Source organism: Kitasatospora sp. NPDC093679, from assembly GCF_040683455.1.
In the GTDB taxonomy this organism is placed as follows: Bacteria; Actinomycetota; Actinomycetes; order Streptomycetales; family Streptomycetaceae; genus Kitasatospora; species Kitasatospora arboriphila.
On the sequence record NZ_JBFBDW010000002.1, the window covers coordinates 206906 to 221808 of the forward strand.

14 protein-coding genes are annotated in these 14903 nt (G+C 74.1%); 6 read left to right on the forward strand and 8 right to left on the reverse strand.

The annotated features are described in order from the left end of the window. Nucleotides 1–100 precede the first annotated feature (100 nt). From AB0O09_RS02930 to AB0O09_RS02940, 3 genes are all read left to right on the forward strand, one after another. Nucleotides 101–1156 (forward strand): LacI family DNA-binding transcriptional regulator, encoded by a 1056-nt coding sequence (locus AB0O09_RS02930; protein ID WP_363539568.1) that lies wholly within the window; start codon nucleotides 101–103, stop codon nucleotides 1154–1156. A 171-nt stretch (nucleotides 1157–1327) separates the two neighbouring features. Further along, entirely contained in the window at nucleotides 1328–2344 is a 1017-nt protein-coding gene (locus tag AB0O09_RS02935; protein WP_363539570.1) for a LacI family DNA-binding transcriptional regulator, read from the forward strand. Nucleotides 2345–2482: 138 nt separating this feature from the next. Next, a complete protein-coding gene (locus tag AB0O09_RS02940; RefSeq protein ID WP_363539572.1) occupies nucleotides 2483–4231 on the forward strand; it encodes a discoidin domain-containing protein in 1749 nt (582 codons plus the stop codon). A 74-nt stretch (nucleotides 4232–4305) separates the two neighbouring features. Here AB0O09_RS02940 and AB0O09_RS02945 read toward each other — a convergent pair whose 3' ends face one another. The 6 genes from AB0O09_RS02945 to AB0O09_RS02970 all read right to left on the reverse strand — a co-directional run bounded on the left by AB0O09_RS02945 (nucleotide 4306) and on the right by AB0O09_RS02970 (nucleotide 9006). Next, entirely contained in the window at nucleotides 4306–5082 is a 777-nt protein-coding gene (locus tag AB0O09_RS02945) for a polysaccharide deacetylase family protein (protein ID WP_363539574.1), read from the reverse strand. A 100-nt stretch (nucleotides 5083–5182) separates the two neighbouring features. After that, on the reverse strand, nucleotides 5183–5860 hold the full coding sequence (locus AB0O09_RS02950; RefSeq protein ID WP_363539576.1) for a DUF6445 family protein: 678 nt from the start codon (nucleotides 5858–5860) through the stop codon (nucleotides 5183–5185). 97 nt (nucleotides 5861–5957) lie between these two features. Beyond that, nucleotides 5958–6473: a DUF6584 family protein gene (locus tag AB0O09_RS02955; protein WP_363539578.1), complete on the reverse strand. Its 516-nt coding sequence runs from the start codon at nucleotides 6471–6473 to the stop codon at nucleotides 5958–5960. A 128-nt stretch (nucleotides 6474–6601) separates the two neighbouring features. Continuing rightward, nucleotides 6602–7369, reverse strand: coding sequence for an alpha/beta hydrolase (locus AB0O09_RS02960; protein WP_363539580.1), 768 nt, complete (start codon nucleotides 7367–7369; stop codon nucleotides 6602–6604). Nucleotides 7370–7424: 55 nt separating this feature from the next. Further along, on the reverse strand, nucleotides 7425–8402 hold the full coding sequence (locus AB0O09_RS02965; protein ID WP_363539582.1) for a hypothetical protein: 978 nt from the start codon (nucleotides 8400–8402) through the stop codon (nucleotides 7425–7427). Then, nucleotides 8395–9006 (reverse strand): helix-turn-helix transcriptional regulator, encoded by a 612-nt coding sequence (locus tag AB0O09_RS02970; protein WP_363539584.1) that lies wholly within the window; start codon nucleotides 9004–9006, stop codon nucleotides 8395–8397. Before AB0O09_RS02970 ends, AB0O09_RS02965 begins: the two co-directional genes overlap by 8 nt. Nucleotides 9007–9130: 124 nt before the next feature. On the opposite strand from AB0O09_RS02970, the gene ligA reads away from it, so the two are divergent. After that, nucleotides 9131–11167 carry an NAD-dependent DNA ligase LigA gene (gene ligA, locus AB0O09_RS02975; protein ID WP_363539761.1) on the forward strand — a complete coding sequence of 679 codons (2037 nt, stop codon included), beginning with the start codon at nucleotides 9131–9133 and terminating at the stop codon, nucleotides 11165–11167. A gap of 220 nt (nucleotides 11168–11387) precedes the next feature. On the opposite strand, the gene AB0O09_RS02980 is transcribed toward ligA, so the two are convergent. Then, nucleotides 11388–11978, reverse strand: coding sequence for a DinB family protein (locus AB0O09_RS02980; protein WP_363539586.1), 591 nt, complete (start codon nucleotides 11976–11978; stop codon nucleotides 11388–11390). A 552-nt stretch (nucleotides 11979–12530) separates the two neighbouring features. On the opposite strand from AB0O09_RS02980, the gene AB0O09_RS02985 reads away from it, so the two are divergent. Beyond that, the gene (locus tag AB0O09_RS02985) at nucleotides 12531–13196 is read left to right on the forward strand and encodes a response regulator transcription factor (protein WP_344623952.1); all 666 of its coding nucleotides are present in this window, start codon (nucleotides 12531–12533) and stop codon (nucleotides 13194–13196) included. Continuing rightward, complete coding sequence (locus tag AB0O09_RS02990; RefSeq protein WP_363539588.1) at nucleotides 13193–13558, forward strand: VOC family protein; 366 nt, start codon at nucleotides 13193–13195, stop codon at nucleotides 13556–13558. Before AB0O09_RS02985 ends, AB0O09_RS02990 begins: the two co-directional genes overlap by 4 nt. A gap of 7 nt (nucleotides 13559–13565) precedes the next feature. Here AB0O09_RS02990 and AB0O09_RS02995 read toward each other — a convergent pair whose 3' ends face one another. After that, nucleotides 13566–14879 (reverse strand): MFS transporter, encoded by a 1314-nt coding sequence (locus AB0O09_RS02995; protein WP_363539590.1) that lies wholly within the window; start codon nucleotides 14877–14879, stop codon nucleotides 13566–13568. Nucleotides 14880–14903: the final 24 nt, after the last annotated feature.

Genomic DNA, 14903 nt, shown 5'->3' on the forward strand with positions numbered 1-14903 from the left:
GGGCTGGTGGGCCCGCCCGGGCGGAGGGCGGGCGGCACCCGAACGGCCGGTTCGGGAGGCGGGGGCGGGCCGCCACGTCCCACGGGGTATAACTGGCAGCGTGACCACCGATCTGCCTCCCTCGACCAGACCCGTGACACTGGAGCACGTCGCGAAGGTGGCCGGCGTGTCCCGGGCGACCGTCTCCCGCGTGGTGAACGGCAAGTCCACCGTCGACCCGGAGCTGCGCCGGATCGTCGAGGAGGCCGTCGCCGCGACCAACTACGTGCCGAACTCCGCGGCCCGCTCGCTCGTCACCCGGCGCACCAACTCGGTGGCGCTGGTGGTCTCCGAGGCGGAGCGCCGCGGGCAGCCGCTCGACCCCTTCGTCGGCCGGATGTTCACCGACCCGCACTTCGGCCGGGTGGTGAGCGGCGTGATCCAGGTGCTGCGGCCGCAGGGGATGGCCATGGTGCTGATGCTGGCCGACGACGCGGAGTCGCGCGGCCAGCTGCAGGGCTACCTCCGGCAGGGCCACGTGGACGGCGTGATCCTGGTCTCCTCGCACGCCTCCGACCCGCTGCCGCAGTGGCTCACCGAGGCCCGCATCCCGGCCGTACTGGCCTCCCGGCCCGCCTCCTCCGCCTCGATCGCCTACGTCGACGTGGACCAGCGCGAGGGCGTCCGGCTGGCCGTCGACCACCTCGTCGGACTCGGACGGCAGCGGATCGCCACCATCAGCGGACCGCTGGACATGCCGGCCAGCCGGGAGCGGCTCGACGGCTTCCGCGACGCGCTCGCGGCGCACGGACGCGGCGAGGCCGTCCACGTCGAGGGCGACTTCACCCAGGACGGCGGGGCCGCGGCGATGCGGGCGCTGCTGGAGCGCGCGCCCGACCTGGACGCGGTGTTCATCGCCTCCGACCTGATGGCCCTCGGGGCGCTGCCGGTGCTGTCGCGCAGCGGGCGGCGCGTCCCGGAGGACGTGGCGGTGGTGGGCTTCGACGACAGCAGCGCGGCGCTGGCCTGCGACCCGCAGCTGACCACCGTGCGGCAGCCGGTGGAGGACATGGCGGCCGAGATGGCGCGGCTGGTGCTGCGGCAGATCGCGGAGCCGGCGAAGACGATGCCGATGGTGGTGTTCCGGCCGACGCTGGTCGTACGGCAGTCCGCCTGAGGGGTGCACCACGCGTCCCTGGCGTCGTGCACCCAAGCTGGAGAGCATTTTCTCCCTTCTGGCCGGCAGTCAGGTGCACGCCCATTGACACCGGAGGTTTTTCGGGGGCACTCTCGTGGCGCTGGTGAGAGAGCGCTCTCTCAACATCGTCGGTCCTGAGGAGGACGGCTCGTGGACCTGACCGCCCCGGAGTGGCACCGGCCGACCCTGGAGGACGTGGCCCGGCGGGCCGGGGTGTCCCGGGCCACCGCCTCCCGGGTGGTCAGCGGGTCGCACCCCGTCAGCGAGCGCCGCCGGTCGGCCGTGCTGCGGGCCGTCGCCGATCTGCAGTACGTGCCCAACCAGGCCGGCCGTTCGCTGGTGAGCCGCCGCACCGGCTCCTACGCGCTGGTGCTGCCGGAGGGCATGGGCCAGGTCTTCTCGGAGGGCTTCTTCCCCACGCTGATCCGCGGGGCCACCGCGGAACTCGAGGAGTCCGACGAGCAGTTGGTGATCCTGCTGGCCGGGTCGGCGGCCGGCCGGCGGCGGATCGAGCAGTTCGTGCGGGGCGGCCACGTGGACGGTGTGGTGCTCGCCTCGGTGCACGACCGCGACCCGCTGCCCGGGTTGCTCGCCGGTACCGGCGTGCCCGTGGTCTGCTGTGAACGCGCTTACGGCGATGTGCAGTTGCCCTGTGTGGGCGTGGACAACGCGGGCGGTGCGGCGGCCGCCGTCCGGTACCTCAAGAGGATCGGCCGCACCCGGATCGCGACCGTGGCCGGGCCCTCGTCCACGCCGGCCGGGCAGGACCGGTTGGGCGCCTACCTGCGGGAGACCGTCCGGGGGCACCGCCGTCCGCTGGTCGCCGAGGCCGACTTCACGGTCGAGGGCGGGCGGGCCGCCACCGCCCGGCTGCTGGCGGAGGAGCCGCGGATCGACGGCCTGTTCGCCGCCTCCGACCTGATGGCCGTGGGTGCGCTGGAGGCGCTGCGCCGGGCGGGCCGACGGGTGCCCGAGGACGTGGCCGTGGTCGGCTTCGACGACGTGGACTGCGCCCGCACCGCCGAGCCCGCGCTCACCACCGTGCACCAGCCCATCGAGCAGCTCGGCCGCCAACTCGTGCGCCTCGTACAGCGGTTGGCGGCGGGGGAGGAGGCCGGGCCGGCGCTGGTGCTGCCCACCGCACTGGTCCTGCGCGACTCCGCCTGACCGCTCCCCCACACCGAGGACGGCCGTGGACCACACCCGCACGCAGCCGCCGGCCCGCGGACCGCCCGCGCCGGCCGCACCGCCCCACCCGTGCACCGCAGTCGACTCCGCACCACCCCCACCCAGCTGGAGTTCCCCATGACCACCGCACCACCGGCCGCCGCGGCGCGCCCCCACCGGGTGCTGACCCGGTTGCTCACCGCCCTCGTCCTGGCCCTCGGCGCCCTGCTCGTGCCGTTCGCGCCGGCCGCCCCCGCGGCGGAGAGCCTGCTCTCGCAGGGCAAGACCGTCACCGCCTCCTCCACCGAGAACGGCGTGGCCTTCCCCGCCTCGGCCGCCGTCGACGGCAACGCCGGCACCCGCTGGTCCAGCGCCTTCGGCGACCCGCAGTGGCTGCAGGTCGACCTCGGCGCCACCGCCACCGTCAGCCGGGTCGTCCTGCAGTGGGAGGCGGCCTACGCGACCGGCTTCAAGCTGCAGACCTCCGCCGACGGCAGCACCTGGACGGACGTCCACACCACCGCGAGCGGCACCGGCGGCACCCAGAACCTCACCGTCAACGGCACCGGCCGCTACGTCCGGATGTACGGCACCGCCCGCGCCACCCAGTACGGCTACTCGCTCTGGGAGTTCCAGGTCTACGGCACCCCGGGCGGCGGCACCGGCGGCGGCGACGTCCAACTCTCGTACAACAGGCCCGCGGTGGCCTCCAGCAGCCAGAACGACGGCGGCTGCGGCAACTGCACCCCGAGCAAGGCGGTCGACCAGGACCCGGCCACCCGCTGGGCCACCTCCGCCTGGAGCGACCCGGGCTGGATCTACGTCGACCTCGGCGCCACCGCCACCGTCCACAAGGTCGTCCTGCAGTGGGACCCGGCCTACGCCACCGCGTACAAGCTGCAGGTGTCGGGCGACGCCGTCAACTGGACGGACATCTACTCCACCACCACCGGCAAGGGGTTCAAGGAGACCGTCTCCAACCTGAACGGCACCGGCCGGTACGTCCGGATGTACGGCACCGCCCGGGTCGGCCAGTACGGCTACTCGCTCTGGGAGTTCCAGGTGTTCGGCACCGGCGGCAGCCCCGTCACCCCGCCGCCGCTGCCGCCGAACCCGACCTTCCCGGCCGGCCGGCTGGTCTTCGGCGACGAGTTCAACGGCTCCAACGGCACCGCGCCGGACGCCGGCAAGTGGACCACCGACCCCGGAGCGGGCGTCAACAACGAGCTGGAGTACTACACCACCGGCAACAAGAACCTGTACCAGGACGGCACCGGCAACCTGGTGATCGAGGCCCGCAAGGAGGTCACCCCCGGATCGGCCTGCCCGCGCGACCCGCTCTCCGGCAGCACCGTCTGCCAGTACACCTCGGGACGGATCAACACCTCGGGCCACTTCGACTTCACCTACGGCCACGCCGAGGCGCGGATCAAGGTGACCGGCACCCAGGGCCTGTGGCCGGCGTTCTGGATGCTCGGCTCCGACTTCAAGACCGGTACGCCGTGGCCGTACTCGGGTGAGATCGACGTCATGGAGCACGTCGGCAAGGTCGCCGACTCGGTGTACTCGACGCTGCACGCGCCCGCCTACAACGGTGCGGGCGGGTACGGCTCGCCGTACACCCTGGCGGGCACCGACTTCGCCAACGCGTTCCACACCTACGCGGTGGACTGGGACTCCGCCCACATGACGTTCTACGTGGACGGCAACGCCTTCTTCACCGTGGACCGGACCGCCCTGGAGGCCACCCGCGGCCCCTGGGTGTACGACCACCCGTTCTACCTGATCCTCAACAACGCGGTGGGCGGCGACTGGCCGGGCGCGCCCGACGCCACCACCGTGCTGCCGCAGAAGATGCTCGTGGACTACGTCCGCGTGTACCAGTAGGTCGCCCCGCCGTAGCGGGAGCCGCCGGCCCGGGCCTCGTCGCGAGGTCCGGGCCGGCGGCGCCCGACCGGCCGTCAGGGGCGGTACACCGCGCCCGGCTGCGGGGCCGCCGGGGCGAGCAGCTGCGAGACCGTCACCACGGTGTAGCCGCGGCGGTGGAGTTCGGCGAGGATGCCCGGCACGGCGGGGACGGTGCCCGGGTAGATGTCGTGCAGCAGGATGATGCCGTCGCGGCGGACCTGGTCGAGCACCCGCTGGCGGATCAGCGCCGAGTCGTTCGTGTCGTAGTCCTTGGCGGTGACGCTCCACAGCACCTGGGCGACGCCGAGTTCGGCGCAGATCCTCGACACGTCCTCGTCGGTGCGGCCCTGCGGCGGGCGCATCAGCACCGGCCGCTCGCCGGTGATGCGCTGCACCGCGTCCTGGGTGAGGGAGATCTCCTTGCGGGCCTCGTCCGGCGCGATGTCGGTGAGGATCCGGTGCGTCCAGGTGTGGTTGGCCGGCTCGTGCCCCTCGGCGACGATCCGCCGGACGGTGTCCGGGTGCTTCTCGACGTGGTTCTTGCCGAGCATGAAGAAGGTCGCGTGCGCGTTCTCCTGCTTGAGGACGTCGAGCAGCTTCGGCGTGTACTCGCTCGGGCCCGCGTCGAAGGTGAGCGCCACGCAGGTGGCCTTCCGGCAGTCGACGCCCGGCACGGCGGTGTCCCGGGAGACCGCCGAGGCGCGGTCGCGGGCCTCCTTCGGTGCCGTGGTGTCGAACGAGGCGCAGCCGCCCACGGCCAGGGCGGTCGCCACCGCCGTGAGCAGAGCCGTTGCCGTGCGCCTGCGAAGCCTCTTCCCGGCGGTCGTCATGGAGCCCCTCCCCTCGGACCCGCCCCCGGTCGGAGGCGTGCTCGAGTGAGACCCTAGACGTACTTACATACCGGGTATGCGGCGGGTGTCGGGGTGCGGATCAGGCCATCCAGAAGAAGACCGCGGTCATCCGCTTGTCCTCCAGCGTGCTGCCCCAGTAACCGGTCGCGGTGTGGATGATGTTGGCGCTGTAGAGCAGCAGCCGGTTGAAGCGGTGCGGGACGCGGACGTCCTCGACGAAGGCGTTCGAGGGGACGAAGCGGGTGCCCAGGGCGTCGACCAGGTTGTTGTGCGGCGCGGCGACGATGTTGCCGCCGAGCGCGCCGTTCGGCATCTGCTGGCGGTAGAAGCTGGTGCCGCAGTCCTTGGGGGCCGAGGGGTTGAGGTAGAGCACGGCGGCGTAGCGGCACACCAGCCGCGAGTCGGTGTGCGGGCGCGGCTCGCACTCGTCCCGGCCGACCACCTGGATGCAGTTGTGGTTGACGGTGGCGCCGCCCGGCCCGGTCTCCGGCCAGATCCGGCGGGCGCCGGTGGCCTGCATCACCAGGGCCTCGACGTGGGCGAGTTCGTCCGGCTCCAGACCGGGCATGGTGCGCAGGCCCGGCCAGGTCTCCGGCTTGTGCGGGTACCCCTCGCTCCAGTCCTGGCGGGCCAGCGTGCGGGTCCGGACGGCCTCCGCGTCCGGCAGGACGTCGTCGAAGACCCAGTAGTCGCGGCCACGGGTCGGCTTGCGGTACGGCAGCACCGGGATCGCCGGCGTCCGGGAGAGGGGTGGCATGGCCCCGACGGTAGCGACGGGCCCCGGCGCACCTCGCCCGTGATCAGGTCAATTGTGTGTCAAGCCGAGCTCAAGGCGATGGCCTGCGGAGACGGCGTCAGAGCAGCCACCGCACGGCGGTGACGGCGCCCAGCACGGCGAGGCCGAGCAGCAGCAGGCCGAGCAGAGCGAATCCGGCGCAGAACAGGGTGCCGCCGTCCTGCTCCGCGGCGGCGGCCCCGCGGGCCTCCTCCTGCACGTCCCACCAGCGGGCCGGCCGCCCGAGCTGCGCGGAGGCGGCCTCACGGACCTCCGCGAGCCGGGCCCGGGCGGTCGCGGTCGATGCCCGGTGCTCCGGGCCGCGCCAGGCCAGGGCGGCCATCCGCCGCACCGGGTCGGCGTAGCGGGCCTCGAAGGCGGCGGTCTCGGCCGGGTCGCGCTCCTCGTCCAGGTACGCCCAGCGGCCGGCCTGGGCGGGTTCGCCGTACAGCCGGTAGACCTCGGCGAGCCGCCGCCGGGCCGTCAGGTCGGCCGGGCAGGAGCCGACCAGCCCGCGCAGACGCTGGAGGGCGACGGGTGTCCGGCCGGCACGGAGGTCGGCCTCGGCCCTGGCGAGGGTGGTCTCGACGGTCACCGGAGCATGTTCGCGGACGGTGCGGAGCAGGTCAAAGGGGTTGTTCCGGTCGATCGCGGCGGCCCGGACGGCCCGCCCCCGCCCGGTTGGGCGAGCGGGGGCGGGTCGTCCGCCTCCCCGGGGCCGGGTCAGCCGGTCGGCAGGAAGCCCTCCAGCAGCGGGGCGAGCAGGGTGGTGCGCCGCATCACGTCCATGTGGGTGGTGCGCGGGAGGACGGCGAGGCGGGCGTCCGGGATCAGCTCGTACATCTCGACCGCGTGGTCGAGGCGGACGAAGTCGTGGTCGCCGACGACCAGCAGGGTGGGGGCCCGCAGCGTGCGGAGCCGCTCGGCCGGCCATCCCCCGAAGGCGGCCACCGCGTCGGAGACCTTGGCGTGGAAGGCGTCGAAGTGCTCCGGCTCGGGGGAGACGGCGAGGTGGGCGGCGCGCATCTCGGCGAAGTCCTCCGGGGTGGGCAACCGGCTGGAGCCGGAGGGGAGTTCGGAGGCGTGGATCTCCTCGTGGTAGCCGTCCGGGCGGTAGTTGACCGAGGCGAGCACGAGGTGGTCGACCCGTTCCGGGTGGTCCAGCGCGAGCTGCAGGGCGGCGTAGCCGCCGAGGCTGAAGCCGAGGACGTCGGTGCGTTCGACGCCGAGGCGGTCGAGCAGGGCGAGCACGTCCGCGGCCAGCAGGTCGATCCGGTACGGGCGGTCGGTGTCGCGGGTGCGGCCGTGCCCCTGGAGTTCCGGGGCGATCACCCGGCGGCCGCGGGTCAGCGCGGGCAGCAGCGTGCCGAAGCACAGCTCGACGGTCAGCAGGCCGCCGTGCAGCACGACCAGCGGCCGGCCGGTCGTGCTGCCGTGCTCCTCGTAGTACAGGTCGAGCCCGTTGACGTGCGCGTAGCTGCCCGTGGTCACGCTGGTCTCCCGTCGGCGGCGGCCGGTCCGATACCAGTCTGGCCCGTGCCGGCCCTCAGACCGTGTACCGCTCGACGAGGGCGCACAGGGTGTCGAAGGCGGGTTTGGGCGTGTGGTCGTCCGCCGTCAGCCCGAAGCGGTGGAAGAGCCCGGGCCCGCCGCTGTCGGCGTCGCGCAGCGAGAAGTGGGTGTACCCGCTCAGCCCGAGCGCTGCCGCGTGCTCGGCGACGGTGCGGACGACCGTCTCGACGATCTCGGCCTGCCGCTGCGGCGTCCGGCCCGGGCCGGTGGGCCAGCCGTGCTCGGTGACGTGCAGCGGCAGGTGCCCGAGGCCGGCGGGCGCGAGCACGTTCTCGCGGTGGTGGCGCAGCACCGCGGCGACCGTGTCGGCGAGCTCGGCCGGCGCGACCGGGCGGAACACGTCGGGGAAGAAGTCCAGCCCCACGTAGTCGAGTTCGGCGCGGAAGTCGGGGCCGCCGAGCTCGGCCAGCTCGGTGACGAAGGACGTCGCCGGGCCGAACAGCGGGGTGGTGTTGAAACCGATCCGCAGGTGGTGGTGGCCGAGTTCGCGGGCCTGGTCCCGGGCGGCGCGCACGCCGTGCACGATCGCCTCCCGGACGGCCGGGTGGTCGCCGTCCAAGAGGGGGTTGCCGGTGACGTTCGGCTCCTCCGTCACCTGCAGGGTCTGCGTCACCGCGCCGTACCGGCCGACGAGTTCGCGCAGGAAGGTGCAGTACCCGGGGACGTCTCCGGCGGCCGACCGGTACTGCGCGACCAGGTCCAGCCGGCGGCCGCGGACGGCGTACCGCTCGGCTCCGGCCGGGGTGGCCGTCGGATGCGGGCCGCCGGGTGCGGTGGTGTCGTCGAAGGCGGTGTAGGCGCGGACCAGGAAGGGCCGGCCGGGGCGGCCCTGCAGCCGGTCCAGCAGGGCGGTGACGCGGTCGGGGTCGTCCGGCGGGCCGACGGCGAGGTCGCCGTCGTCGTCGCCGCAGACGCCGCCGGGGTAGATGCCGAAGAGCAGACGCTCAGTCACGGTCGCCTCCGTCCTGTTCCCGGGACGGGGTGGGGCCGGCGGGCCAGGCGAGCGTGCCGGTGCGGATCTCCTCGGCGAGCGACTCGACCCAGGCGGTCTCGGTGCGGGCGAGGGCGAGCGCGTACTCGGCCTCGATCACGAACAGCCTGGGCACGCCCGCGGCCAGGGCCTGGGCCAGGCGTCGTTCGTCCTCGGCGGTGCGTTCGCGCAGGCGGCGGGCGCGTTCCGCCAGCGCGTCGCGGGCGCGCTCGGGGCCGAGTGCGCCGAGGTGGCCGACCGCGCCGAGGAAGGGCGAGAACTCCCGTTCCGGGGTGCGGATCTGATGGTCCAGCCGGCGGACGAGCTCCTCACGGCCGGCCCCGGTGATGCCGTAGACCGTCCGCTCGGGGCGGTTCCCGGTGCGTTCCTGGCCGTGGGCGGCCACCCAGCCGGCCTCCTCCAGGGCGGCGACGGTGTTGTAGAGGGTGCCGCGGTTGACCGCCGCGGCGTGGTGGGCGCTGCGTTCCCGCAGCTCGGCGAGGATCCGGTGCGGATGGGCGTCGCCTTCGAGCAGCAGGCCGAGCAGGGCCGGGACGATCGGGTGGTCGAGAGCGCGTCGTGGCATGGTCTAAATCTATCAGTCGAAATAGACTGTTTGGCAAAGCGGAACCTGTCCGTCCGGTCGCCGGCGTCGGGACGGGCCGACGGGCCGGAACCCGGCCCTCCGAATGTCGGTGGCGGTCGAGATGATGTTCGACATGAAGGACGCAGCCGCCCTGGCCACCCACGCCGCCTATGCCGATGCCGTCGCCACCGCCGTGCAGGCGGCCGCGGCCTACTACGCCGACGGCTCCACGCCGTTGGGCGACGACGAGTACGACGCGCTGCTGCGCTCGATCGAGGCCTGGGAGCAGGCCCACCCCGGCGAGGCGCTGCCCGACTCGCCCACCGGCAAGGTGGCCGGCGGCGCCGCCCTCGGCGACGTCCCGCACAGCGTGCCGATGCTCAGCCTCGACAACGTCTTCTCCGCCGAGGAGCTCACCGCCTGGGCCGCCGGCCTGGAGTGCCGCCTCGGCCGCCCGGTGGACGGCTGGTGCGTCGAGCCCAAGCTCGACGGCCTCGCCGTCGCGGCCCGCTACCGCGAGGGCCGGCTCGTCCGCCTGATCACCCGTGGCGACGGCCTCGCCGGCGAGGACATCGGCCACGCCGCCGACGCCGTCCTCGGCCTGCCGCAGACCCTCGCCGAGCCGATCGACGTCGAGCTGCGCGGCGAAGTCCTGCTCACCCAGAGCCAGTTCGAGCACGCCAACGAGGTGCGCACCGCACACGGCGCCACCCCCTTCGCCAACCCCCGCAACGGCGCCGCCGGCACCCTGCGCGCCAAGGACCGCCCCTACCGCATCGAACTCACCTTCTTCGCCTACGGCGCCATCGGGCTCGGCGGCCTCGGCCACAGCGCCCTGCTCGACCGGCTCGCCGCGCTCGGTGCCAGCACCGCCGCGAGCACCGCCGCCCGCCCCGGCCGCTGCGAGGGCGTCGAGGAGGTGCGGCAGCGGATCGAGGAGATCGCCGCGCTCCGCGCCGACCTGCCGTTCGGCATCGACGGCATCGTGGTGAAGGCCGACGCCGAGGCCGACCAGGAGCAGGCCGGTGCCGGCTCGCGCGCCCCGCGCTGGGCCGTCGCCTACAAGCTGCCCGCGGTGCACAAGGTCACCCGGCTGCTCGGCGTCGAGTGGAACGTCGGCCGCACCGGCGTGATCGCCCCGCGCGCCGTCCTGGAGCCGGTCGAGGTCGACGGCGTCACCATCACCTACGCCACCCTGCACAACCCGGCCGACATCACCCGCCGCGGCCTGCTGATCGGCGACCAGGTCTTCGTCCACCGGGCCGGCGACGTCATCCCCCGGGTCGAGGCGCCGCTGGTCGACCAGCGCACCGGCGACGAGCAGCCGATCGTCTTCCCCGCCGTCTGCCCGCGCTGCGGCGACGCCATCGACACCTCGCAGCAGCGCTGGCGGTGCGTGCGGGGCCGCGGCTGCCAGGCCGTCGCCTCGATCCGCTACGCCGTCGGCCGCGACCAGCTCGACGTCGAGGGGCTCGGCGGCACCCGCGCCGTCCAGCTCGTCGAGGCGGGCCTGGTCGCCGACCTCGCCGACCTCTTCGCGCTCACCCGCGAGCAGCTGCTCACCCTCGACCGGATGGGCGACACCAGCGCCGACAACCTGCTCGCGGCGATCGCCGAAGCCAGGACGCGGCCGCTGAACCGGGTGTTCTGCGCGCTCGGCGTGCTCGGCACCGGTCGCTCGATGTCCCGCCGGATCGCCGCCCACTTCGGCAGCATGGCGGCCGTCCGCGCCGCGGACGCCGAGGCGCTCGCCGAGGTCGACGGCATCGGCCCGGACAAGGCCGCCGTGATCGTCGCCGAACTCGTCGGACTCGCACCGGTGCTGGACAAGCTGGCGGCGCACGGCGTCGGCACGGCCGTCACCCCGTCCGCCGCGGCCACGGCCGCCGCCGAGGACGGCCCGGCCGGCCCGCTGGCCGGCGAGGCCGTGGTGGTGACCGGCAGCATGACCGGCCCGCTGGCCGACCTCAGCCGCAACCAGATGAACGAGCTGATCGAGCGCGCCGGCGGTAAGGCGTCCTCGTCCGTCTCCAAGCGGACGACCCTGCTGGTGGCCGGCGAGAAGGCCGGCTCCAAGCGCGCCAAGGCGGAGGAGCTCGGGATCCGGGTCATCTCCCCGGAGGACCTGGCCGAGCTGGTGGCCGGCCTGCTGGTGGCGTAGGTCCGGTTCACCCCCTGCGGAGCCGCACTCCGTGGTTCGCCCCGGCGGTGCCGATGTCCGGTGCCGCCGGGACTTCGCCCCGGATCGGCGGCGAGTGCCGCGACCACGCCAAGGAGACCGGCGCCGCCGGGACTTCGCCACCTGCCGGGTTCGGCGCGGGCAGCACACCGGCCCGCAGCGGCTCGGCCCCGGCCGGGCCGGCACGTCTCGCCGCAGGCCGTCAGCCGACGCCCGGGGACGCGGGTTCCCACGGTCGGACCCAGGGGTCGGGCCACGCCTCGGCCGCGGCGAGCAGCGGGTCGAAGGTCGCGCCGTCGATGCTCTCGCGGATGACGTCGGCGTGACCGCCGTGCCGTGCCGTCTCCTCGATCAAGTGCAGCAGGACCCAGCGGATCGACCATTCCTCGACCTCGGCGGGAATCCACGGAGCCCCCTGCGGCACCGGAACGGCCTGCCCGAGGTCCGGAATCCCGGTGATCACCGCGTCGGTCCGATCGGCCGCCTCGGCATACGTGGCCAGGATCGCGGTCAGGGTCTCGTCCGGGGCGAGCCGGAATTCGTCCGCGTCCGACTCGTCCGTCTTTCGCTGCGTCCCGCGCTGCCGCTGAAGCATGAGGTCGGTCCAGAACTCCTCGCACCGTGCGGCGTGCTTGATGAGACCGCCGATGCTCAGTTCACTGCCGGTGGGCGCCATGCGGGCCTGCTCCTCGGTCAGACCGTAAGCGGTGACCCGCAGCGCGCGCCGCTGGTGGGCCAGGTAGGCGGTCAGCGCCGTGCGCTCGTCGGCGACGGGCGGGACGACTCTCGGCATGGCGGGTCCTCTCACTCTGCAAGTTCTTGCAGCAAGTTTCAGTGGGACTCTACTGCCGCCTCCCGGCGCGCGTACAGCGTGCCGATCGACCCGATCCCGACCGCCGGCACCGGGTTCCGCCGGCCGCGGCGCCCGCGGGCGGTGCTGTCGAGCCGAAGCCTTGCGGAAGCGCTCGGCGGCAGATCGTGGGGCGGGAAGTCCCGGCGGCGGCCGGTGCGGTTCCCGGTGGTGGATCGCGGCCGCGATTGCCCGCATTGCACATCCGCCCCGGTGGCGGCGCGCGCCCGTCGGTTCGGCAATCCGCTGAATGCCTGTTAACCGGTTAGCGGTGCTTTGTCGGTGATGGCCGGAAACCGTTGACCGAACATTCCTTCGCGATAGTATGTTAATTACCGATACACGCGTGGCACCTGTCGCGGGCGCTTGTCTCCGTCACCATGGATCACACGGGAAACGGTGCCGACCACGAGTTGCGAGGTAGTGATGCCAGGGCCAGCCGTCGCACCCCGGAGCAGCAACCCCGCCGGTGCGCCCCCGCAGTCCGTTCGAGTCATGATCGTCGATGAGTCCTCCGTCATCCGGGACGGGCTGTGCACCCTGCTCGCCCCCGCCGCCGACATCGACGTGGTCGCCGCCACCGACAGCGGCGCCCGCGCCGTCCACCTGGCCGCCGTGCACGGCCCGCACGTCCTGGTCACCGGCCTGCACCTGCGCGGCATGTCCTGCCTGGACCTGCTGCGCCGGCTGGACGCCGAACGGTTGCCCGTGCGGCCGCGCCTGGTGGTCTTCGCCCAGCACGACAACGAGGACATGGTGAAGGACGTGCTGCAGGCGCCCACCCACGGCCTGCTGGTCAAGGACACCAGCCGCGAGGAACTGGCCGGTGCCGTCCGGGCCGCCGCCCGCGGCGAGGCCGTCTTCTCGCCCAGCGTCTCCCACCGCCTGGTGGAGTGGTACCGGACGGCAGGCAGCCGTCGGGTCCGGCCGGCCACCCGCTCCGCACTGCAGTCGCTGACCATCCGCGAGCGGGAGGTGCTCGGCCTGATCGCCGAGGGCCTCTCCCCGCTGGAGATGGCCGACCGGCTCTGCATCGGTGAGGCGACCGTGCGCACCCACGTCTACCGGCTGCGCACCAAACTGGAGTTGAAGGACCGTGCGCAGCTGGTGGCGTTCGCCTACCGGGCCGGGGTGGCCGCCGAGGAGGGGTTCGCGGCATGAGCCTGCGGCTCCACCGGGTGGCCGTGGACGCCCTCGACCCGGCCGCACCGGCCCGCTCCCGGGCGGCCGCACCGGGCCACCGCATCCTGCTGGAGAGCGCCGCCGAGGTGGTCGTCGGCACGGACGAACACGCCTGCCCCGGGCTGGTGTCCGTGCCCGTCCCGGAGCGGCGGAAGGGGAAGAACCGGCGGCACCTCGACCTCGTCCCGGACGACCGCGGGGCCGAGGTGGCCCGGCCGCCGGCCCTCGGCGCCATCCAGGCCGGCGTGGGCCGACCCGCCGACGCCGGCCGGACGGTGCTCGCCGCCCCGGAGGGCGACGGGCTCTGCGTGCTCGGTCCGAAGCGCTCCCCGATCGGCTGACAGGCCGTCAGGCCACGCCGCCCGCCGGGACGGGCGTCGCGTCCGCGACCACGGTCTCCGGGGAGTCGTCCACGGCCCGTAGCTCCCGGGCCGAGCGGATCAGGTACAGCACCACCGGGGAGACCAGCATCCAGCCGCCGGCCACCAGCAGCACCCCCGGCACGGAGGTCGCCGCGGCCACCGGCCCGACCAGGGCCTGGCCGACCGGCAGCAGGGCGATGCTGCCCAGCCACTCGTAGGACGCCACCCGGGACATCACCGGCAGCGGGATGTGCTGCTGCAGCGCGGTGTAGAAGTACACGTTGAACATGGCGACGCCGACCCCGCCGACCAGCGCCGCGGCGGCCACCACGGCCGTCCGGGCGGGCATCGCGAGCGCCACCAGCTGCAGGCCGTACAGCCCGAGCGGGACGAAGGTGGCACGCAGCAGGTACCGCGGCCGGTGGCGGAGGGCGATCACCCCGCCGACCACGGCGCCGAGCCCCGAACAGGCGGCGATCGCCGCCCAGGCGGAGGCCCCGCCCAGGTCGGACTTGGCCACCGCCGGGCCGAGCACCAGCACCGAGGGCAGCGCCAGCAGGTGGAAGGTCGCCGCCCACAGCACCATCGACCAGAGCCAGGTGCGGGAGCGGAACTCCTGCCAGCCCTCGGCGAGTCCGCGCAGCACCGAGGCCGACGCCTCGGCCGCCTTCGCCGCCGTCCGTGCCGCCGTCCGTGCCGCCGTCCGTGCCGCCGGACGGGCGAGCGAGAGGGCGACGGCGCTGGCGGCGAAGGTGAGCGCGTCGGCGAGCAGCGCCGCCCCGGGGCCGAAGACCGCGATCAGCACGCCGGCGACGGCCGGGCCGACCGTGTAGGCGAGGTTGTCGCTCAGCCCGACCATCCCGTTGGCCTGCTGCAGCCGGTCGGGTTCGACCCACTCGGCGATCAGGCCGGTGGACGCCGGGCGGAAGAACGCCGCCGCGGTGCCCCAGACCAGTTGGAGCAGCACCAGGGAGAGCAGGGTGGCGTGCCCCGTCCAGAGCAGCACGCCCTGGGCGGCCTGCGAGCCGAACCGCACCAGGTCGCAGGCGACCATCAGCCGGCGCCGTTCGATCCGGTCCGCGACCACGCCCCCGACCAGCACCAGCAGCACGCCCGGCGCGATGCCGGCGGCGAGCACCAGGCCGAGTGCGCCGGCGCCGCGGCCGAGGTCCAGCACGGCGAAGGCGAGCGCGACCGGCACGATCGCGTCGCCGAGGACGGAGAGGCTCTGCCCCGTGTAGTACAGCGCGAAGTTGCGGTTGTGCAGCACCTCGGGGATCCGTGCCGGTCGCCTGTCCATCCTGCTGCCCTCTCGTTCTGGCCG

Excerpts from the sequence above, each read along its gene's own strand:
- AB0O09_RS02940 (WP_363539572.1), top strand. The coding sequence starts at position 2,483 with ATGACCACCGCACCACCGGCCGCCGCGGCGCGCCCCCACCGGGTGCTG.
- AB0O09_RS02945 (WP_363539574.1), bottom strand. The coding sequence starts at position 5,082 with ATGACGACCGCCGGGAAGAGGCTTCGCAGGCGCACGGCAACGGCTCTG.
- AB0O09_RS02950 (WP_363539576.1), bottom strand. The coding sequence starts at position 5,860 with ATGCCACCCCTCTCCCGGACGCCGGCGATCCCGGTGCTGCCGTACCGC.
- AB0O09_RS02970 (WP_363539584.1), bottom strand. The coding sequence starts at position 9,006 with ATGCCACGACGCGCTCTCGACCACCCGATCGTCCCGGCCCTGCTCGGC.
- ligA (WP_363539761.1), top strand. The coding sequence starts at position 9,131 with ATGTTCGACATGAAGGACGCAGCCGCCCTGGCCACCCACGCCGCCTAT.
- AB0O09_RS02980 (WP_363539586.1), bottom strand. The coding sequence starts at position 11,978 with ATGCCGAGAGTCGTCCCGCCCGTCGCCGACGAGCGCACGGCGCTGACC.
- AB0O09_RS02985 (WP_344623952.1), top strand. The coding sequence starts at position 12,531 with ATGATCGTCGATGAGTCCTCCGTCATCCGGGACGGGCTGTGCACCCTG.
- AB0O09_RS02990 (WP_363539588.1), top strand. The coding sequence starts at position 13,193 with ATGAGCCTGCGGCTCCACCGGGTGGCCGTGGACGCCCTCGACCCGGCC.
- AB0O09_RS02995 (WP_363539590.1), bottom strand. The coding sequence starts at position 14,879 with ATGGACAGGCGACCGGCACGGATCCCCGAGGTGCTGCACAACCGCAAC.